Annotated in this window: 18 protein-coding genes; 4 read left to right on the forward strand and 14 right to left on the reverse strand. The window is 67.4% G+C overall.

From position 1 onward, the window contains the following. Positions 1-237 precede the first annotated feature (237 nt). Positions 238-549, reverse strand: a complete 312-nt coding sequence (locus ACUDCK_RS09385) for a TM2 domain-containing protein (protein ID WP_231132860.1) — start codon at positions 547-549, stop codon at positions 238-240. A gap of 194 nt (positions 550-743) precedes the next feature. Next, positions 744-1,277, reverse strand: coding sequence for a phosphonate degradation HD-domain oxygenase (locus tag ACUDCK_RS09390; protein WP_175167665.1), 534 nt, complete (start codon positions 1,275-1,277; stop codon positions 744-746). A gap of 131 nt (positions 1,278-1,408) precedes the next feature. On the opposite strand from ACUDCK_RS09390, the gene ACUDCK_RS09395 reads away from it, so the two are divergent. From ACUDCK_RS09395 to ACUDCK_RS09405, 3 genes are all read left to right on the forward strand, one after another. Continuing rightward, positions 1,409-2,122, forward strand: a complete 714-nt coding sequence (locus ACUDCK_RS09395) for a hypothetical protein (protein WP_054503880.1) — start codon at positions 1,409-1,411, stop codon at positions 2,120-2,122. Positions 2,123-2,168: 46 nt separating this feature from the next. Next, entirely contained in the window at positions 2,169-2,588 is a 420-nt protein-coding gene (locus ACUDCK_RS09400) for a YbaN family protein (RefSeq protein ID WP_205412712.1), read from the forward strand. Positions 2,589-2,746: 158 nt separating this feature from the next. Continuing rightward, positions 2,747-3,694, forward strand: a complete 948-nt coding sequence (locus ACUDCK_RS09405) for an alpha/beta hydrolase (RefSeq protein WP_144655222.1) — start codon at positions 2,747-2,749, stop codon at positions 3,692-3,694. Between the two features lie 9 nt (positions 3,695-3,703). On the opposite strand, the gene ACUDCK_RS09410 is transcribed toward ACUDCK_RS09405, so the two are convergent. Genes ACUDCK_RS09410 through ACUDCK_RS09425 form a run of 4 tightly spaced genes read right to left on the reverse strand, consistent with a single transcriptional unit; the run spans position 3,704 to position 8,471 of the window. After that, positions 3,704-5,485, reverse strand: a complete 1,782-nt coding sequence (locus tag ACUDCK_RS09410; RefSeq protein WP_054503878.1) for an IlvD/Edd family dehydratase — start codon at positions 5,483-5,485, stop codon at positions 3,704-3,706. Positions 5,486-5,539: 54 nt separating this feature from the next. Further along, positions 5,540-6,556 (reverse strand): TRAP transporter substrate-binding protein, encoded by a 1,017-nt coding sequence (locus ACUDCK_RS09415; protein ID WP_116793102.1) that lies wholly within the window; start codon positions 6,554-6,556, stop codon positions 5,540-5,542. Positions 6,557-6,615: 59 nt separating this feature from the next. Beyond that, entirely contained in the window at positions 6,616-7,896 is a 1,281-nt protein-coding gene (locus ACUDCK_RS09420; RefSeq protein ID WP_175167666.1) for a TRAP transporter large permease, read from the reverse strand. A 32-nt stretch (positions 7,897-7,928) separates the two neighbouring features. After that, positions 7,929-8,471, reverse strand: coding sequence for a TRAP transporter small permease (locus tag ACUDCK_RS09425; RefSeq protein ID WP_064523289.1), 543 nt, complete (start codon positions 8,469-8,471; stop codon positions 7,929-7,931). A gap of 130 nt (positions 8,472-8,601) precedes the next feature. Here ACUDCK_RS09425 and ACUDCK_RS09430 point away from each other — a divergent pair, with 130 nt between their 5' ends. Continuing rightward, on the forward strand, positions 8,602-9,627 hold the full coding sequence (locus tag ACUDCK_RS09430; protein ID WP_175167667.1) for a LacI family DNA-binding transcriptional regulator: 1,026 nt from the start codon (positions 8,602-8,604) through the stop codon (positions 9,625-9,627). Positions 9,628-9,634: 7 nt separating this feature from the next. Here the strand turns inward: ACUDCK_RS09430 and ACUDCK_RS09435 are convergent, their stop codons facing one another. The 8 genes from ACUDCK_RS09435 to ACUDCK_RS09470 all read right to left on the reverse strand — a co-directional run bounded on the left by ACUDCK_RS09435 (position 9,635) and on the right by ACUDCK_RS09470 (position 18,837). Next, positions 9,635-10,531 (reverse strand): DMT family transporter, encoded by an 897-nt coding sequence (locus ACUDCK_RS09435; RefSeq protein ID WP_054503873.1) that lies wholly within the window; start codon positions 10,529-10,531, stop codon positions 9,635-9,637. Between the two features lie 8 nt (positions 10,532-10,539). Continuing rightward, positions 10,540-11,598 (reverse strand): histone deacetylase family protein, encoded by a 1,059-nt coding sequence (locus tag ACUDCK_RS09440; RefSeq protein WP_064523298.1) that lies wholly within the window; start codon positions 11,596-11,598, stop codon positions 10,540-10,542. 16 nt (positions 11,599-11,614) lie between these two features. Further along, positions 11,615-11,935 carry a cupin domain-containing protein gene (locus ACUDCK_RS09445; RefSeq protein WP_064523301.1) on the reverse strand — a complete coding sequence of 107 codons (321 nt, stop codon included), beginning with the start codon at positions 11,933-11,935 and terminating at the stop codon, positions 11,615-11,617. 51 nt (positions 11,936-11,986) lie between these two features. Then, positions 11,987-13,621 carry an ABC transporter ATP-binding protein gene (locus ACUDCK_RS09450; protein ID WP_175167668.1) on the reverse strand — a complete coding sequence of 545 codons (1,635 nt, stop codon included), beginning with the start codon at positions 13,619-13,621 and terminating at the stop codon, positions 11,987-11,989. 9 nt (positions 13,622-13,630) lie between these two features. Beyond that, complete coding sequence (locus ACUDCK_RS09455; RefSeq protein WP_006387977.1) at positions 13,631-14,470, reverse strand: ABC transporter permease; 840 nt, start codon at positions 14,468-14,470, stop codon at positions 13,631-13,633. Continuing rightward, positions 14,467-15,474, reverse strand: coding sequence for an ABC transporter permease (locus ACUDCK_RS09460; RefSeq protein WP_006387978.1), 1,008 nt, complete (start codon positions 15,472-15,474; stop codon positions 14,467-14,469). The genes ACUDCK_RS09455 and ACUDCK_RS09460 overlap by 4 nt, the downstream gene beginning before the upstream one ends. 93 nt (positions 15,475-15,567) lie before the next feature. Beyond that, on the reverse strand, positions 15,568-17,142 hold the full coding sequence (locus ACUDCK_RS09465) for an ABC transporter substrate-binding protein (protein WP_054503869.1): 1,575 nt from the start codon (positions 17,140-17,142) through the stop codon (positions 15,568-15,570). A 195-nt stretch (positions 17,143-17,337) separates the two neighbouring features. After that, positions 17,338-18,837, reverse strand: a complete 1,500-nt coding sequence (locus ACUDCK_RS09470; protein WP_175167669.1) for an aldehyde dehydrogenase — start codon at positions 18,835-18,837, stop codon at positions 17,338-17,340. Between the last annotated feature and the right edge of the window lies 1 nt (position 18,838).

Genomic DNA, 18,838 nt, shown 5'->3' on the forward strand with positions numbered 1-18,838 from the left:
TTTTTGCCTGGATATTTCCCGCCTCGTCCCGCGACGGCGGCAATATCAATCACGTGATTATCGAGCTCGTTTCGTCGAGCCCGCTTTGTCGAGATTTACCGATAAAGAAGGATGGCCGCCGGTCAACAGGGATTTTTCGATGCGCATGGGTCGTGCCGCTGGCAAATACGCTGTCGGCCCAATACGCTGTCGGCCCAATGCGCTGCCGGCCAAATGCGCTGCCGGCCAAATGCGCTGTCATCGGGGCAACGCTCCGCTCGTGAGTTTCGCCGCAAGTTCCATGTTGATGCTGCGGATCCATCCCGGAATCAGGAAGGCATCCACGATCGCCCAGGCGCTGACGGCGAGCAGCATGATGAAACCCACGCCGAGCACGCTGAGCGCGATGCCCAGCAGTGTCAGGATGACCATGGCGCCAGCGCTGGCGGCCCTGCCGGTATAGAAACGATGACCGCCAAAGCCGCCCAGGAAGAACCACAGCAGATAGGCCACGCCGACGCTTTTACGATTGGCGTCGTACATCATGGTTTGCAGGGCGGGATTGTTCACGTTATCTCCGGAAAGAACCTGGGCGCGTTTTGAACGGCGCGATTTGAATTGGCGTTTGGTCGGATCCACGCCGCGTCAAATGATTGGTTCTTTCTTCATGGCCTGCCATATAAGGGGACCATATTTCGGACCCGCAGACAGTCCGGGGATAACGTGCGCCAGGGTTGTCATTCAATCCGGCGCGCGTTGGCCGTTCAACGCGTCCGCAAACAGCGCCCCGCCATTTCCATGTAGTGTCCCAGCCTCGGCGTCGATAAACCGACCACCTTGGCCTGGTCATCGTAGCGACGCAGCCGCACGGCATCCAGGGCGTGCGGCTGGGTGGCGAAGGCTTCGGCCTGGACCGGCGTGAAGACGCCGCCTTGCAGTTCGAGGCTTTGCACGGATGCTGGCGACAATGTATTCAGGTAGGCCGGCTCGATCGCGCCCAGGTAGCGCTTGGCGGCGACGTGCAGGCGCACCGGGGTGGTGACATCGTTGCCGAACAGGGGGGCCAGGGCGTCGGCGGCGATTTCCTGGTGCCGCATGTCGGCGGTGATGCTCTCGGCGAGCATGAGGTGGCCGATGTCATGCAGCAGTGCGGCGACGATCACGGCTTCGGGCTCCCCGGCCTGCTCGGCCAGTTGCGCGCATTGCAGCGCGTGCTCGGTCTGGCTGATGGCCTCGCCGCCGTAGTAAGCGGCGCCGTGGTGGGCGAACAGGTTCTCGATGATGGGCAGGGTGAGCATGGGATGCCTTCGTGGACAGGGAGCGAGCGACGATATCGCTCCCTGGTGACATCTAGATGACTAGAGCGCGCCGGGCGCAATCCAGCCGCGCCGGTTTCGGTGATAGTCTTGGGCCTCACCAGGGGGAATCAATGCGCGTCTTACCGTTCAAGCTTGCCGTCGCGAGCGCCTGCCTGTCGCTGTCGGGATGCGTGGCCACCGCGCCGGTCGCGCAGCAGCCGCGCGCGGACGAGATTCCGATGTATGGCGGTGTCGATCGTTCCGCGCCGGCGGTGAAGGCGGCGGATGACAAGCTGATCGCGGACGCGACGAGCGCCTTCGGCTCGCGCGCCAGCGCGGCGCAGGCGTGGGTGGAGCAGGGCTTCCGGTTCTACCAGGCGGACCAACTGGGCATGGCCACGCGGCGCTTCAACCAGGCCTGGCTGATGAATCCGGACAATCCCGGCGTCTACACGGGATTCGCGGCGGTGCTGCACGACCAGGACAGGTTCTGCGACGCGATGAAAATGATGGAGAAAGCGCTGGTCCTGAAGCCGCCGTCGTTCCGTGGCATCTATGCCGATGCCGGACGCATCGCCGCGCGTTGCGCGGCGCAGGATCCGACCTTGACCGGCCCGGAGCGCGCGGCCATGATCGCGCGTTCGGATGCCCTGTATCGCAATGGCGAGCGGGTGGAGCCGGACAAGGGCTATCTGTACTACTCCTGGGCCACGGCGTACTACTGGAACGGCCAGTACGCGGATGCCTGGACCATGGTCGCCAAGGCGCGGCAGGCGGGCGGGCGCGGCAATCCGCAGTTCCTGGAGATGCTGCGGGCGAAGATGCCGGAGCCCGCGCAGCACTGACGGCGTCGTGGCGCGCGCATGCAACTGCGTTATCCTGCACCTCATCATGATGAGAGCACTGTGGCTGATCCTGGGTTGCGTGATGCTGGCGCTGGGCGTGATTGGCGCCTTCCTGCCGGTGATGCCGACGACGATTTTCCTGATCCTGGCGGTGGGTTGCTTTTCGCGTTCGTCGCCGCGCCTGGAGCGTTGGCTGCTGGACAGTCCGACGTATGGGCCGTCGCTGCGCGCCTGGCGCGAACAGGGCGCGGTGTCGCGCAAGGGCAAATGCTATGCGTCGCTCGGCATGGCGGTGGGTTATGGCCTGTTTTGGTGGGGCGCGAAGCCGTCGCTTTGGCTTGCATCCGGCGTGGGGCTGTTTTTCCTTGCAAGCGCCGCTTATGTGCTGACGCGTCCCCGGCCGCAACCGCTTGATTCCGAAATGAAAACCCGCGTCGATCGGGATGGCCCGGCGGCAGGCGCCTGAGGCCTTATTGAAAGCTGGCGACGCGCGTAACGCGTCGAAACCAACCTGACTTTGCCGCCTGCCTTGGCGGGTGTCTTTCTCTGCTTAAATGGCTTGCAGCGCCGCCGGGCCGGCGGGTGTGTCGCCCGCCCGGCCCTGTGGGCGCGCGAGGAAGATCCATGCATATCAAACGACGAGAACTCCTGTTGGCCGGCCTTTCAAGCGCCGCGTTGGGCATGATGACCGAACCAGCGATGGCCATCGCTGCGCCCAGCGGCCAGCAAAGCATCGACCTGTGGCCGGACAATCGCGCACCCGGCGGACCCGGTCCGCAAGAGGCCGAGAAGGTCAGCGCCAAGGGCTCGGTCACGCGGGTGTCGCGGCCACGGCTGGTGGTGTACCGGCCGGAGCGTCCCAACGGTAGCGCGATGCTGGTGATCGCGGGCGGCGGCTATGCCCACATCGAGCGGGGCACGGAAAGCACACCCGCCAGCCTGTGGCTGCAGTCGCAGGGCGTGACCGCCTTTGAACTGGTGTACCGCCTGCCCGGCGAGCATTGGCCCGCCGTGGCGCCGCTGCAGGACGGCCAGCGCGCCATGCGCGTGATCCGCGCGTCGGCGCAGGCGTTCGGCCTGGATACCGGACATATTGGCGTGCTGGGGTTTTCCGCGGGCGGCCATCTGGCGGGCATGACCGCCGCCACCCCGGGCGTGGCGCGCTACCAGCCGGTCGACGAGGCCGACAAGCTGTCGTCGAGGCCCGACTTTGCCGGGCTGATCTATCCGGTGCTGACGTTCATGCCGCCGTTCGACCATACCCATGCGCGCCGTTCGATCGTCGGCGACCACCCCTCCGCCGAGCAGAGCGCGGCGTTCTCGGTGGACCATCTGGCGACGGCGCTGATGCCGCCGACCTTCCTGGCGCAGGCGCAGGACGATCCGATCGCGCCGGTGGACAACAGCCTGCTGATGTTCGGCGCGTTAAGGCGCCTGGGCGTGCCGGCCGAGATGCATATTTTCGCGGCCGGCAAGCACGGCTGGGGCATGGGCAAGCCGGACTCGCTGGTGCATGCGTGGCCCGCCCTGTTCACGCAATGGGCGGCGTTCAATCAGTTCTTCAAGGCTTGACGCCCGCTGTCAGTGCGAGTGGCGCGGGTCGCCGCGGGTCTCGACCACCTTGAGGTACAGCGTCGCCGGCTCCAGGCAGCCGCCGGTGGACAACTGGCCCACCAGTTGCCGGTAGAGTTCCTGCCACGGCGTCTGCGCCGCTGGCGGCTGATAGGGCGGGTCCTGCCGGCGCCGTTCCATTTCGGCCTCGTCCACCAGCGCGATCACGCTGCGCTGGTTCAGGTCGACGCGGATGCGGTCGCCAGTGCGCAGCAGGGCCAGGCCGCCGCCCACCGCGGCCTCGGGCGACATGTTCAGGATCGACGGGCTGGCCGAGGTGCCGCTCTGGCGGCCATCGCCCAGGCAGGGCAGTGAGTCGATGCCGCGCTTGATCAGGTGCGAGGGCGGCGCCATGTTGACGACTTCGGCGCTGCCGGGGTAGCCAACCGTGCCGGCGCCGCGGATGACCAGAATGCAGTGTTCGTCGATGTTCAGCGCGGGGTCCTCGATGCGCGCGTGGTAATCCTCCGGGCCCTCGAACACGATGGCGCGCGCCTCGAAGGCGTTCTCGTCGCCGGGCGCGGACAGATAGGCGCGGCGGAACGCTTCGCCCACCACCGACATCTTGATGACCGCGCTGTCGAAGAAATTGCCGGAAAGCACGATGAAGCCGGCGCGATGCTTGAGGGGCGCGTCGCAGCCACGGATGACGTCCGTGTCGTGCGTCTTGGCGTTGGCCGCGATTTCGCCCATGGTCTTGCCGGACACGGTGGCGCATTCGGCGTGCAGGCGGCCGGCGACCAGCAATTCGTGCATCACGGCGGGGACGCCGCCGGCGCGGTGGAAGCCTTCGCCCAGGTGTTCGCCGGCGGGCACGCAGTTCACCAGGAGTGGCACGTCTTCGCCCAGCCGCTGCCAGTCGTCCAGGCTCAGGTCGATGCCGGCATGGCGCGCCATGGCGATCAGGTGCGGCGGACAGTTGCTGGACGCGCCCAGCGCCGAGGCCACGACAATCGCGTTTTCGAAGGCCTCGCGCGTCAGGATATGGGACGGGCGCAAGTCCTCGCGCACCATGTCGCAGATGCGCAGGCCGGTGGCGTAGGCCATCTGACCGCGTTCGCGATAGGGCGCCGGGATGCTGGCGCAGGTGGGCAGCGACATGCCCAGCGCCTCCGCCAGCGAGTTCATGGACAGCGCAGTGCCCATGGTGTTGCAGTGGCCCACCGACGGCGAAGACGCCGTGGCCAGCGTCATGAAGCCCTCGTAGTCCAGCTTGCCCGCCGCCATCAGGTTGCGGGCGTGCCAGATGACCGTGCCGGAGCCGACCCGTTGGCCGTCGTGCCAGCCGTCCAGCATGGGGCCGCCCGACAGCACGATGGCGGGGATGTCGACGGTGGCCGCCGCCATCAGGCAGGCGGGCGTGGTCTTGTCGCAGCCGGTGGTCAGCACCACGCCGTCCAGCGGATAGCCGTGCAGGATCTCGACCAGGCCCAGGTAGGCCAGGTTGCGATCCAGCGCCGCGGTCGGGCGGCGGCCCTGTTCGGCCAGCGGATGCACCGGGAACTCCATCGGGATGCCGCCGGCGTCGCGGATGCCGGCCTTGACGCGCTCGGCCAGCGCCAGGTGGTGGCGGTTGCAGGGCGCCAGGTCGCTGCCGGTCTGGGCGATGCCGATGATGGGGCGGCCCGATTGCAGTTCCTGGCGCGTCAGGCCGTAGTTCAGGTAGCGCTCGACGTAGATCGCCGTCATGTCGGCGTGGGCGGGATCGTCGAACCATTTCTGGCTGCGCAGCTTGCGGGGAGTGTCGGTCATGGGTGCCTCGTGTGCTTCGGTGATGCGTGGCGCGCCAGCGGGCGCGCCGGGGACCTAATTGCGTGCCTTGCTGATCTCGGTGTTCAGTTGCCGGACCAGGTCCGGGCCGAGTTCCTGGGTGTACTTGTCGACCACGGGCTGCACCTTCTCGCGCATCCGCGCCACCTCCTCGGGCGACACGGTGTTGATCTTCATGCCGGCCTTTTCCAGCGTGCCCATCGCCTTGAGCGAATCGGCGCGGCTGTCCTTGCGTTCGAAGTCGCGCGAGGCTTCGGCGGCCTGGCGCACCAGCTTTTGTTCGTCGGGCGACAGCTTGTCCCACCATTTCTTGGATGCCATCACCACCCAGGGCGTGTAGACGTGGCGGGTGATGGTCAGATAGGGCTGCACCTCGTAGAACTTGCTGCTCTGGATGGTGGTGATGGGGTTTTCCTGGCCATCGACCGTGCGCGTTTCCAGCGCCGTGAACAATTCCGAGAACGGCATCGGCACCGCGTTCGCGCCCAGGGTGTTGAAGACGCCCAGCGCGATCTGGTTCTGCATCACGCGCAGTTTGATGCCTTGCATGTCCTCGGCGCGCACGATGGGGTGCTTGGAGTTGGTCATGTTGCGAAAGCCGTTTTCCCAATACACCAGCCCCACCAGGCCCTTGGCTTCCAGCTTCTTGAGCAGGTCCTGCCCAAGCTGCCCATCGAGCACCGCATCGGCTTCCTTTTCGCTGTTGAACAGGAACGGCAGGTCGAACACGCCAAATTCCTTGACCATGCCGGCCAGCGGCGCGGTGGAGCCGACCATCATTTCCTGCGCGCCGCCGACCAGCGCGCCCTGCATCTGTTCGTCCGAGCCGAGGTTGGCCGAGCCGAAGGTCTTCATCTTGAGCTTGCCGCCGCTGATCTTCTCCAGCTCCTGCGCCAGATGGCGCGCGGCGCGGCCCTGCACGCTGTCCTCGTTCAGGCCGTAGCCGAAGCGGATCAGGCGCGGCTTGACGTCGGCGGCCGCGGCGGCCCCGGCGAAGGCGCAGGACAGCGCCGTGGCCAGCACGATGAGGCGGGTCTTGAAACGGATGTTCATGGTTGTTCCTCCTTGGCTTCTTCTGAATGGCGCCGGGTCGGCGCCTCTGTGTACGGGCCTCAGTGCATCCAGCTCGCGGGGACGGTGATCAGTTCGGGGAAGATCACCAGCAGTACCAGCAGCAGCGTGTAGGCCACGACGTAGCGCCACACGCCCCTGCAGATGGTTTCCATGTTGATGCGGGCGACGCCGCAGACCACGTTGAGCACCGTGCCGACCGGCGGCGTGAGCAGGCCGACGCAGCCCACCATGACGAACATGACGCCGAAATACACCGGGTCGATGCCGGCCTGGGTGACGACCGGCATGAGCACCGGCGCCAGGATCAGGATGGTGGGCGTCAGGTCCATGACCGTGCCGACCAGTGTCAGCAGCACCAGCAGCGCGAACATCAGCAGCTTGGGATGGTCCAGCACCGGTTCCAGCAGCGCGATCAGGTCCTGCGGCATGTCGGCCAGGGTGATCATGTAGGACGACACCATGGCGGCGGCCACCAGGAACATGACCACGGCGGTGGTGCGGGCGGCGTTGATGAACAGCGGCAGCAGGTGGCGCAGGCCGATCTCGCGATAGACGAACAAGCTGATCAGCAGCGCGTAGACGGCGGCCACCACCGCCGCTTCGGTGGGGGTGAAGATGCCGCCGCGCAGGCCGCCGATGATGATGACGGGCAGCAGCAGCGCCCAGGCCGATTCGCGCAGCGCCCGCAGCCGGGCGCTCCAGGGCTGGCGCGGCGCGGGCTTGATGGCGCCGTGCTTGCGCGCCACCCAGGTCCACACCGCCACCAGTGTCATGCCCATCATCAGACCGGGGGCGATGCCGGCGAAGAACAGCTTGGTGATGGAGACGTTAGTGGCGACGCCGAAGATGATGAACGAGATCGACGGCGGGATGATCGGCGCGATGATGCCGCCCGCGGCAATCAGCCCCGAGGCCTGGCCGGGGTCGTAGCCTTTCTCGCGCAGCATCGGGATCAGCAGCGATCCGAGCGCGGCCGCGTCGGCCACGGCCGAGCCGGACAGGGCCGCCAGCAGCACGCTGGCGAAGATGGCGACGTAGCCCAGCCCGCCCTGGATATGGCCGACGAACATGCTGGCCAGGTTGACGATGCGGCGCGAGATGCCGCCGGCGTTCATCAGTTCGCCGGCCAGCATGAACAGCGGCACCGCCATCAGCGTGAAGCTGTTGGCGCCCGACAGCATGTTCTGCGCCAGGATCTGGGTGTCGAAGAAATCGAGTTGGAACATCATGGCGATCGCGCTCAATAGCAGCGCGAACGCGATCGGCATGCCCAGGGCGATGAAGCCGAGCAGCACCAGCAGGAAGACGGTCAGGATCATGTGGGCGGGTCCGAGCGAGGGGCGGGGAAGGGTCAGACCAGCGGGTCTTCGGGGCTGGATTCGGCGCGCAACGGGCCCCCGGCCAGCACGCGGATCAGGTCGACCAGGGTCAACAGCCCCATCGCGACGGCCGCATAGAGCGCGGCGGCGTTGAATACCGCCAGTGGCATCCCGGTCACCGGCAGGCGGGTGTCCAGGCCGATCACGGTCTGTGCCCAGCCGCCATCGGCCAGCAGCCACAGCATCCACAGCACCAGCAATTGGCAGACGACGTGCGAGACACGGCGGGCGGCGGGGCCGAAGCGGTCCACCAGCATCGTGACGCCGATGTGCTGGTGGTCGCGCAACGCCAGCACCGAACCCAGGAAGATCATCCAGACGAAGGCCAGGCGGGAGATTTCGTCGGACACGTTGATGCCGGAATTGAACAGGTAGCGCATGGCGACATTGCCGAACAGCAACACCACCATGACCACCAGGCAGGCGGCCATCAGCCAGGTCTGCAACCTGGCGCACCAGTCGGCCGCGCGCGCCAACGGGGCGACGCCGGGCCGCCCCTTGGGGGAACCATGCATGCTTGTCTCCTCTCCGTTTTCCGGAATTCTTATGGATATCGCGAGGCTGATGTTAGCGCTAACATTTTTGGTTTGGCAAGCCCCGATCTTTAGGTCAGACTACGTGCTCGCCAACCGCTCAGAACGGCCGATGTCCATCCGAAAGCCCCGCAGCACCCGCGCCGGGCGCGTGACCATGCAAGAGGTCGCGCGCCGTGCCGGGGTCAGCGCGATCACCGTGTCGCGCGCCTTGCGTACCCCCGACAAAGTGGCCGAGGCCGTGCGCCAGCGCATCGCCGAGGTCTGCCAGGAACTCGGTTACGTGCCCAACCACGCGGCCAGTGCGCTGGCGTCGGCGCGCTCGCAGACCATCGTGGTGCTGATCCCGTCATTGAGCAACGTGGTGTTCGTCGACATCATCAGCGGCATCAAGGAAGTGCTGGACGAGCAGGGCTACCACCTGCTGATCGGCGTCACCGGGTATTCGCCCGATGCCGAGGAGGTGTTGCTGCGCAAGTACCTGCAGCACCTGCCCGATGGCCTGATCCTGACCGGCATCGACCACAACCCGGGGGTCTGGGAACTGCTGCGGGCGCAGGGCATGCCCACGGTCCACACCATCGAGACGCTCGAAGGCAGCGACGGCATGAGCGTCGGGTTTTCTCAGTTCGAGTCTGGCTACGCCGCCGGCCGTCACCTGGTCGAACGCGGCCGCAAGCGCATCGGCATCGTTGGCGCCCAGCTCGATCCGCGCTCGCTGCGGCGCTGCGAAGGCTGCCGGCAGGCGTTGCGCGACGCCGGCCTGTACGATCCGGCGCTGGAGATCATGACGCCCGAGAAGTCGTCGATCGCGCTGGGGGCGGCGCTGCTGGAAACGCTGCTGGCCGGACATCCCGATTGCGACGCGGTGTTTTTCTGCAATGACGACCTGGCGCAGGGCGCGGTGTTCCAGTGCGGCCGCCTGGGCGTGAGCGTGCCGGACCAGATGGCGCTGGTCGGCTTCCACGATTTCGCGGGCACGGCCTGGACCACGCCGCCGCTGTCGACCATCGCCACGCCGCGCTACGAGATCGGCCGCGAGGCGGCGCTCTTGCTGATGCGCCACCTGGCCGGCCAGCCCATCGCGCAGCGCCACATCGACCTGGGCTTCACGCTGGTGCGGCGCGAAACCACCTGATTCCGCCTCAGCCGGCGCGGCGCAGCGCCAGGAACACGCCGGACGCCATGATCATGGCGATGCCGGTCAGCGCCAGCGCGTCGGGCGGACGCTGGAACCAGAAGGTGCTGAAGGCCACCGCCAGCAGCAATTGGAAGTAGTTCAGCGGCGCCAGCGTGGCCGCCGCGACGCGTTGGAACGCGGCAATGAGCAGGATCTGCGCCAGTCCGCTGCAGGCGCCCAGGCCCACGATCAAGGCCATGTCCGTCAGGTCGGGCCAGGGATCCGGCAGGAAGAACGGCGCGGGCAGGGCGGTGACAATCAGGCAGATGAAGGCGGTGTAGGCGTATTGCACCGGTCCGGCCACCTTGCCAGACAGCTTGCGGGTCAGCACCTGGAAGATGGCGTAGCTGATCGCCGAGACCGCCATCAGCAGCGTGCCCAGCGCAGGCAGATCGGCGCCCGGCCGCACGATCAGCAGCATGCCGGCGAAGCCGGCCGCCACCGCCATCCATTGCACCGGCCGCACCCGTTCGCCCAGCAGCCAGGGCGACAGCGCGACCATGATGAGGGGCGAGGTGAAGTAGATCGCCGTGGCCTCGGACAGCGGCATCCAGATCAGCGCCGTCATGAAGCAGGTGCCGACGGTGGCCAGCATCAGGCCGCGCAGGATCAGCAGGGGCTTTTGCGGCGCGGCGCGCAGGTCGGGCCAGCCATGGCGCCACAGCAGCCCCAGCGCCAGCGTCGCCACGGCGAGATAGCGCATGATGTTCAGGAACGGCGCCGGGTAGCGCATCAGCATCTGCTTGGAGCCGGCGTCGAAAGTGGCGAAGGCCACCAGCGCCGCGAAGAACAGCAGGATGCCGGCCCGCCGTGAACCGGCGGCCGGGATGGCGCCGGGCGCCGTGGCGGAGGTGATGGCCATGGCGGGGTTCAGGCGCGGGCCAGGCCTTGCAGGAATGCGTCCAGCGCCGGGCCGATGGCCTGCACCATGTAGCCGCCTTCCTGCACCACCACCGTGGGCACGCCCAGGCTGGCCACGCGCGCGCCGATGTCGCGGTAGGCGTCGATGTCCAGTTTCAGGACGCTGATGGGATCGTCCTTGTAAGTGTCGAACCCCAGCGCCAGCACCAGCGCCTGCGGCCCGTAGCCGGCCAGCGCCGCCAGCGCCGTGTCCAGCGCCCGCAGGAACGGGTCGTTGCCGGCGCCGTGAGGCAGCGGCAGGTTGAGATTGCAGCCTTCGCCGGCGCCGTGGCCGCGTTCGTGCGCATAGCCGGTGTAGAACGGGTAGTAGCCGGCGGGATCGGCATGCAGCGACACCGTCATGACGTCGGCGCGCTGGTAGAAGATGTTCTGGGTGCCGTCGCCATGGTGCGCGTCGACGTCCAGCACCGCCACTTTGGACCAGCTCTGCAACAGCCGGGCGGCGGCGGCCGCGCTGCTGTTCAGGTAGCAGAAGCCGCCGGCGCGGTCGCGATGGGCGTGATGGCCCGATGGCCGGCACAGGGCATAGGCCGCGCCGCCGCTGGCGGCCACGTGCTCGGCCGCGGCCACCGCGCTGTGGGTGGAGCGCAGCGCCGAGCGCCAGGTGTGCGGGCCGATGGGGCAGGACAGGTCGCTCAGGTAGTAGCCGGTCTGCGCCACGATCGACGGCGACGGGCAGGGGCCGCGCCCGGCCGCTTCGACGCGGCCGCTGTAGTAGGGCGACAGGTTCGGCAGCACTTCGGGGCCGGGGTCGACGCCCGGGGCCTTGAGCGCCTGCCAGCGGGCGAAGGCGGTTTCCAGGTAGTCCAGGTAGTCCGCGCTGTGGATGGCCTCGAGCGGCTGGCGGCCGTAGTCGGGCGGCGTCTCGACCGCGATGCCGCGGGTGGCCAGCGCGCCTTGCAGGCTGTGGGCGCGAGAGGGCAGGTCGGTGGGGGCGCTGATGCGGCCCAGCCGCATGAACTGCTGGGGGGTGTGCAGCAGTTGTTCTTCCGAGAAAAACGCCTTCATGGTGTTCCTTTGCGCGTCAGTGCGAGCAGCCGCCGGCCGCGGCCTGCCCCGGCTGCTTGATCTCGATCTCGACGAAGACGAACTCGGTGTCGCCCGGGTTGATGACGTTGTGTTCCACGCCCACCGGCCGGTAGTAGGACACGCCGGTGGTGAGCTGGCTGGTGACCTGGCCGTTGGGCGTGTCCAGCAGCAGCGGACCGGTGGTCTGCGGCACCACCACGTAGTTCATGCCGTGGCGGTGCCAGCCGGTTTCACCGCCGGGCGGAAAGCGCCATTCGGTGACGGTGACCTGCTCGTTGTCGATCTGGACGGTGGGCACGGCGGGCGGGCGTTGCATGCGAGTCTCCTGGTTGGGGTGTGCCGCGAGCGTCGCGGCGGGTCATGCGGTTCACGCCGCGGCCTGCGCCTGGGTCGGATCCCAGTGCTGGCCAGGCACGGCGGCGATTAGTTGTTGCGTGTAGGCGTGCTGCGGGTTGTCGAAGATCTGGCTGGGCGATCCGTATTCCACCACTTTGCCCCGGTGCATGACCAGCACCGAATTGCAGATCTGGGCGGCCACGCGCAGGTCGTGGGTGATGAACACCAGCGCGATCTTCAGCCGCTGCTGCAGGTCGTGCAGCAGTTGCAGCACCTGCGCCTGCACCGACACGTCCAGCGCCGATACCGATTCGTCGGCCACCAGCACCTTGGGTTCCAGCGCCAGGGCGCGGGCGATGCCGATGCGCTGGCGCTGGCCGCCGGAGAACTGGTTGGGATAGCGGTCGAACGCCGACGGATCCAGACCCACCAGCGACAGCAGCTCGCGCACGCGGGCCTCGGCCTGGGCGCGCGGCACGCCGTTGGCGACCGGGCCGTCGCTGATGATGCGGCCCACGGTATGGCGCGGGTTGAGCGAGGCGAAGGGATCCTGGAAGATCATCTGGATGTCCTTGCGCAGCGGCCGGAAGCGCGACTCCGGCATGGCGGCGATGTCCTGGCCGTTGAAGATCAACTGGCCGCCGTTGATGCCGACCAGCTTGAGCAGGCACTTGCCGATGGTCGACTTGCCCGAGCCGGACTCGCCGACGATGCCCAGCGTCTCGCCGCGCCGCACGCTGAAGCTGACGCCGTCGACCGCATGCACCTCGCGCTTGCCGCCCAGCCAGCCATGGCCGACGACGTAGGTCTTTCTCAGGTCCTTCACCTCCAGCACCGGTTGTTCCGGCGTGGCGGCGGCGCGTTCCTCGCCGCGGCGGTGCGGCACCGCGGCGATCAGGCGCTGGGTGTAGGGATGGCGCGGGCGGTTCAGCACCTCCTCGGCCGGGCCCTGTTCGACCAGCACGCCTTTTTCCATCACCGCCACCCGGTGCGCGATCTCGGCCACCACGCCGAAATCATGGGTGACGAACATCACGCCCATGCCCTTTTCCTTCTGGATGCGGGCGATCAGCGCCAGGATCTGGGCCTGGGTGGTGACGTCCAGCGCGGTGGTCGGCTCGTCGGCGATCAGCAGCGCCGGTTCCAGCGCCAGCGCCATGGCGATCATGACGCGCTGGCGCTGGCCGCCCGACAGGCGGAAGGGGTACACGTGGTAGAGCGTGGCCGGATCCGGCAGGCCGACGAAGGCCAGCAGTTCCAGCGTGCGCCGCATGCGTTCCGGACCGGGGTAGGCGTTGTGGACGCGCATGACCTCGTTGATCTGTTCGCCCACCGTCATCAGCGGATTCAGCGCCGACAGCGGTTCCTGGAAGATCATGGCCATGTCCCTGCCGCGCATGCCTTGCAGGGTGGCTTCGTCCTGGCGCAGCAGGTCGGTGCCGCGGAACAGGATGCGGCCCTGTTGCGGCGTCAGGTAGTCGGGCAGCAGGCCCATGATGGCGTTGGCGCTCATGGACTTGCCCGAGCCGGATTCGCCGACGATGCAGAGGATCTCGCCGGCGTGGATGTCGTATGACACATCCTGCACCGCGAACGGGCGGTCGCCGCCGCGGGGCAGGGCGATGCTGAGGTGCTGGATGGACAGCAGGGGCGGGGAAGCGTTCATGCCGGTCTCCTATTCGCCGCGCTTGCGCAGTTGCGGGTTGAGGGCGTCGTTCAGGCCTTCGCCGATCAGGTTGATCGCCAGCACGGTCAGCAGGATGGCCACGCCCGGCCACACGCTCATCCACCAGGCTTCGCGGATCATGGTGCGGGCCGCGCCGATCATGAAGCCCCAGCTCATCTCGTTGCGGTCGCCCAGCCCCAGGAAGGACAGCGACGATTCGGTCAGGATGGCGGTGGCCACCATGAACGAGGCCGAGACGATGATGGGCGACATGGCGTTCGGCAGGATCTGCGTGCCGACGATGCGCGCCGGCGTCTGGCCGATGACGATCGCGGCCTGCACGAATTCGCGCTGCTTGAGCGTCATGAACTCGGATCGAACCAGCCGCGCCGCCGGCGGCCAGGACACCACCGCGATCGCGCCCATGATGGAATACATCGAGGGCCCGAGGATCGCCACCAGCACCACCGCCATCGCCAGTTGCGGGATGGTCTGGAAGAACTCGGTGAAGCGCATCAGCGCGTCGTCGACGCGGCCGCCGCAGTAGCCGGCGATGGCGCCCACGACGATGCCGAACACCAGGGCCACGGCGGTCGACAGCAGGCCCACCATCAGCGAGACCCGCGCGCCCCACACCAGGCCGGCGGTGATGTCGCGGCCCAGCATGTCGGTGCCGAAGGGGTAGGCCGCGTCGGTGAAGGGCGGAATCAGCGGATCGGCCACCATCATCCAGGGCGAATCCTCGTACAGCAGCGGCGCGGCCAGCGCCACGATCACCACGGCCAGCACGATGGCCAGTCCGGCCACCGCGCCGTAGTTGCGCATATAGCGTCGGGCGAATTGCTTCATGCCGCGGCTCCTTGTTGCGCGCCCGCGCTGATGCGCGGATCGATCAGGCGGTACAGCACGTCGGTCAACAGGTTGAACACCACCACCATGATCGAGGTCACCAGGAAAATGCCCAGCAGTAGCTGGTAGTCGCGTTGCAGTAGCGCGTCGAACATCAGTCGGCCGATGCCGGGCCAGGCGAACACGGTCTCGGTCAGCACCGCGCCGCCGGCCATCTGGCCCAGCTGGATGCCAGCGAAGGTGATCACCGGCAGCAGCGCGTTGCGCAGCACGTGGGCGCGGATCACGCGGCCGGGGCTGACGCCCTTGGCGCGCGCGGTCTTGACGAAGTCCATGCCGATCACCTCCAGCATCGAGGCGCGCGTCAGGCGCACGTACACCGCCATGAAGAAGCAGCCCAGCGTCACCGTCGGCAGGATCAGGTGCTGCGCGATGTCGGCCGCGCGTGCCCAGCCGGTCAGGCCGGCGCCCACGGTTTCCATGCCGAAGGCCGGCAGCCAGCCCAGCACCACCGAGAACAGCAGGATGCCCATCAACGACAGCCAGAACAGCGGCGTGGCATACAGCAGCAGCGCGCCCGTCATGACCGAGCTGTCGATCCAGCGGCGTTTGTTGCGGTAGCGCGCCTTGGCCGCGACCACGCCCAGCAGCACGCCCAGCACGATCGAGAAGACGAAGGCGCAGGACATCAGCAGGAAGGTGGCGGGCAGGCGTTCGACGATCAGGTCCAGCACCGGAACATGGTTGCGGTAGGAAAAGCCCAGGTCCAGCTGGACCACGCCCTTCAGGTACAGGAACAGCTGCGTCAGCACCGGCTTGTCCAGTCCGAACGCGACGCGCAGTTGCTCGACGTAGGCGGCATCGCCCGCGCCGGCCTGGCCCGCCAGCACGGCGGCGGGGTCGCCGGGCGCCAGGCGGATCAGGAAGAAATTGATGATGACCACGCCCAGCACGACCACCAGGGCCTTGCCGATGCGCGAAACCAGGAAAGACAGGAATTTCATGCTCAGGGTCCTCCGTGGACGGGCGCGGACGTCCGTCGCGCGGCCGGGCGCCGCAAGCGAGCCGGGGTTGGCTGCGCTTGCGGCTTGCGGCGCTTACTTCTCGATGTAGACGTCGTCGAACGACTCGTTCAGGCCGATGGCCGTCTTGACCAGGTTCTTGACGTTGGCGCGATACAGCGTGGGGAACTCCATGTCCACCAGGAAGCCGTTGGCGACTTCATTGACCAGCGTGGTCTGCAACTGCGTGTAGAGCGCCTGGCGCTTGGCCGGGTCGACCTCGGACGCGGCGGCTTCCCACTGCTTGTCGGTCTCGGGATTGCTGTAGCCCTGCACGTTGGCGAACGGCGATCCCTTGACGATGTTCGACGAGATGTACAGGCGCTGCACGCCCAGCGCCGGATCGCCGTACTGGTAGGTGAAGTTGGTGGTCAGGTCGAAGTCCCAGTTGCCGGTGCGGCTGGCCCAGCCGCCGGCATCGGTCGATTCCAGGTTGACCTTGAAGCCCAGCTGCTCGAGCGCCTGCTTGGTGTATTCGCCCAGGCGGTCCCAGGTCGAGCCGTACGGGAAGCTCAACTGGCGGATGGTGTAGTCGCCAGGCTTGATGCCCGATTCCTTGATCAGCGCGCGCGCCTTCTTCATGTCGAAGGGCATCGGCGGCATGTTCTTGTCGTAGAACATCTCGGTGGTCACGAACGGGCTGGTCGAGACCTTGCCCAGGCCGAAGAAGATGTTGTTGACCACCATGTTGCGGTTGATCGCGGCCATCACCGCCTGGCGCACCTTCAGGTTGTCGAAGGGCGGCTTGCGCATGTTGAAGATCAGGTAGGCCTGGGGCGAGAACATCTCCCAGCCGGCCGTCGTGTACTCGACCTTGGGCAGGGCGCGCAGGCGCTTGATGTCGACGTTGTCGACGTCGCCGCCGCGCAGTACGTCGACGCTGCCGCGTTCGAACGCCACCGCGCGCGAGGCCGCGTCGGGGATCACGTTGAACACCAGCTCATCCAGGTAGGGCTTGCCGGGTTTCCAGTAATCGGGGTTGCGCGCCAGCTTGATGTATTCGCCGCGCTTCCATTCCTTGAACATGAACGGGCCCGTGCCGATCGGTTTCTGGTTGGCCGGGTTGGTCATGTAGTCGGTGCCGGCGTAGATGTGCTTGGGCATCATCGGCGCGAAGCCCGGCTCGAACATCAGCATGAAGGCCGGGAACGGCGACTTCAGCTTGATGACCACGGTCTTCGGGTCGGTGGCCTGCACCGAGTCGACGAACTTGTTCAGGATCACGCGGGCCCGCGCATGGGTCTTGGGCAGCATGTCAGACAGCGTGAAGACCACGTCGTCGGCGGTGAACGGCTTGCCGTCGTGCCACTTGACGTTGTCCTGCAGGTGGAAGGTGTAGGTCAGGCCGTCGCTCGAGGCCTCCCACGACTTGGCCAGGCCCGGTTGCGGCTTGAGGTCGGTGGTGTAGGTCAGCAGGCTTTCATAGATCTTGCCGGCGACGAACTGCGTCGGACCCTGCTGGTTGATGGCCGTGACGATCACGGGCGGCTCGGGCTGGACGATCATGTTGAGCGTGCCGCCCTTGGTCTGGGCCAGCGCCTGCGTGGCGGGCAAGGCGGCCGCCAGGATCAGGGCGCCGATGCTGAGGGAGAACCAAGTCTTCGATTTCACTGCGAGCCTCCGGGCTGGAAGAGGGTTATCAGGTGGCCGCGCGTCACGCGGCGTGTGCCGGCTATGACAAGCAAACCTCGTGCCACCTGTTTCTCGGGGAACTGCGGGGTGGAGCTGCTACAACAATGCTGCGTATGGGTGCAGAGACGGCGCCGCGCACCAATGCGGCGATAGACGAGGTGCACGGCGGCCGCGCTATTGGGTGATGTCGATCCAGGTGGTTTTCAGGTCGCTGTACTTGTCCAGCGCGTGCAGCGATTTGTCGCGGCCGAAGCCCGACTGCTTGACGCCGCCGAACGGGACCGTGATGTCGCCGTCGGCATAGCAATTGACCCACACCAGGCCGGCGCGCAGGCGGCGCGACAGGCGATGCGCGCGGCCCAGGTTGGCGGTCCACAGGCCAGCGCCCAGGCCGTACGAGGAATCGTTGGCCAATGCGATGGCTTCGTCTTCCGTATGAAAGCGCTGCGCCGCCAGCACCGGGCCGAAGATCTCCTCGCGGATCAACGCGCTGGAGGCGTCGGCGCAATCGAAGATGGTGGGCTCGATGTAGAAGCCGCCGCTGTCCGTGTGCAACTGGCGTCCGCCGATGCGCAGCGTCGCGCCCTCGGCCTGGCCGGCCGCGATGCGCGCCATGACCGAGCGCGTCTGGCGTTCGTCAACCATGGCGCCCAGCGCCGTGGCCGGATCCAGCGGATTACCCGGCCGCATCTCGGCGGCATGCCTGGCCACCTTCTCCATGAAGGTGTCGTAGATGGCGTCGTGCACGTAGAGGCGCGAGCCGGCGATACACACTTCGCCCTGGTTCGAGAAGATCGCCAGCGCGGCGATCAGCGCGGCGCGATCCAGGTCGGGGCAGTCCTCGAAGACGATATGGGGAGACTTGCCGCCGCATTCGAGCCACACGCGCTTCAGGTTCGATTCGCCCGAGTAGCTCATGAAGCGCTTGCCGGTCGCGGTGGAGCCGGTGAAGGCCACACAGTCCACGTCCGGATGCAGGCCCAGCGCGCTGCCGGCGACCGGACCGGTGCCAGGCACCACGTTGAACACGCCGGCGGGAATGTCGGCCTGCTCGGCCAGCGCCGCCAGCCGCAATGCGCTCAACGACGACTGCTCGGCCGGCTTGAGGATCACGCTGTTGCCCGCGGCCAGTGCCGGCGCGACCTTCCAGGCCGCCATCAGCAGCGGATAGTTCCAGGGAACCACGGCGGCCACCACGCCGAGCGGTTCGCGCGTGACCGTGGCCAGGGCATTGCCGCCCGTCGGCGCGATCTCGTCGTAGCGCTTGTCGATGGCCTCGCCATACCAGGCGTAGCAATGCGCGGTTTCGGGCAGGTCGAAGGCCAGCGCGTCGCGGATCGGCTTGCCCATGTCCAGGGTCTCGATCAGCGCCAGCTCCTCGCTGTGTTCCGTGATGAGCTGCGCCAGTCGCACCAGGCGCGTCTTGCGCTCGCGCGGCGCCAGGCCGGACCAGACGCCGGCCTCGAAGGCGCGGCGGGCGGCCGCCACGGCGCGGTCGACATCGGCCTTGCCGCAGGCGGCCACATCGGCCAGCTTGCGGCCGTCGATCGGGCTGGTGGCCGCGAAGGTGGCGCCGTCGGCGGCGTCGGCGTAGGCGCCGTCGATGTAGGCCTGGCCGCGCAGCGTCAGCGCAGCGGCGCGGGCTTGCCAGTAGTCGAGGGTATGCAGGGTCATG

Source organism: Achromobacter sp. CF-sbj1-Ac2-l, from assembly GCF_052698165.1.

Bases quoted from the DNA above. Each gene is read 5' to 3' on its own strand.
- ACUDCK_RS09390 (WP_175167665.1), bottom strand. From the start codon at position 1,277: ATGCTCACCCTGCCCATCATCGAGAACCTGTTCGCCCACCACGGCGCC.
- ACUDCK_RS09395 (WP_054503880.1), top strand. From the start codon at position 1,409: ATGCGCGTCTTACCGTTCAAGCTTGCCGTCGCGAGCGCCTGCCTGTCG.
- ACUDCK_RS09400 (WP_205412712.1), top strand. From the start codon at position 2,169: ATGATGAGAGCACTGTGGCTGATCCTGGGTTGCGTGATGCTGGCGCTG.
- ACUDCK_RS09405 (WP_144655222.1), top strand. From the start codon at position 2,747: ATGCATATCAAACGACGAGAACTCCTGTTGGCCGGCCTTTCAAGCGCC.
- ACUDCK_RS09410 (WP_054503878.1), bottom strand. From the start codon at position 5,485: ATGACCGACACTCCCCGCAAGCTGCGCAGCCAGAAATGGTTCGACGAT.
- ACUDCK_RS09415 (WP_116793102.1), bottom strand. From the start codon at position 6,556: ATGAACATCCGTTTCAAGACCCGCCTCATCGTGCTGGCCACGGCGCTG.
- ACUDCK_RS09420 (WP_175167666.1), bottom strand. From the start codon at position 7,896: ATGATCCTGACCGTCTTCCTGCTGGTGCTGCTCGGCTTCATCGCCCTG.
- ACUDCK_RS09425 (WP_064523289.1), bottom strand. From the start codon at position 8,471: ATGCATGGTTCCCCCAAGGGGCGGCCCGGCGTCGCCCCGTTGGCGCGC.
- ACUDCK_RS09430 (WP_175167667.1), top strand. From the start codon at position 8,602: ATGTCCATCCGAAAGCCCCGCAGCACCCGCGCCGGGCGCGTGACCATG.
- ACUDCK_RS09435 (WP_054503873.1), bottom strand. From the start codon at position 10,531: ATGGCCATCACCTCCGCCACGGCGCCCGGCGCCATCCCGGCCGCCGGT.
- ACUDCK_RS09440 (WP_064523298.1), bottom strand. From the start codon at position 11,598: ATGAAGGCGTTTTTCTCGGAAGAACAACTGCTGCACACCCCCCAGCAG.
- ACUDCK_RS09445 (WP_064523301.1), bottom strand. From the start codon at position 11,935: ATGCAACGCCCGCCCGCCGTGCCCACCGTCCAGATCGACAACGAGCAG.
- ACUDCK_RS09450 (WP_175167668.1), bottom strand. From the start codon at position 13,621: ATGAACGCTTCCCCGCCCCTGCTGTCCATCCAGCACCTCAGCATCGCC.
- ACUDCK_RS09455 (WP_006387977.1), bottom strand. From the start codon at position 14,470: ATGAAGCAATTCGCCCGACGCTATATGCGCAACTACGGCGCGGTGGCC.
- ACUDCK_RS09460 (WP_006387978.1), bottom strand. From the start codon at position 15,474: ATGAAATTCCTGTCTTTCCTGGTTTCGCGCATCGGCAAGGCCCTGGTG.
- ACUDCK_RS09470 (WP_175167669.1), bottom strand. From the start codon at position 18,837: ATGACCCTGCATACCCTCGACTACTGGCAAGCCCGCGCCGCTGCGCTG.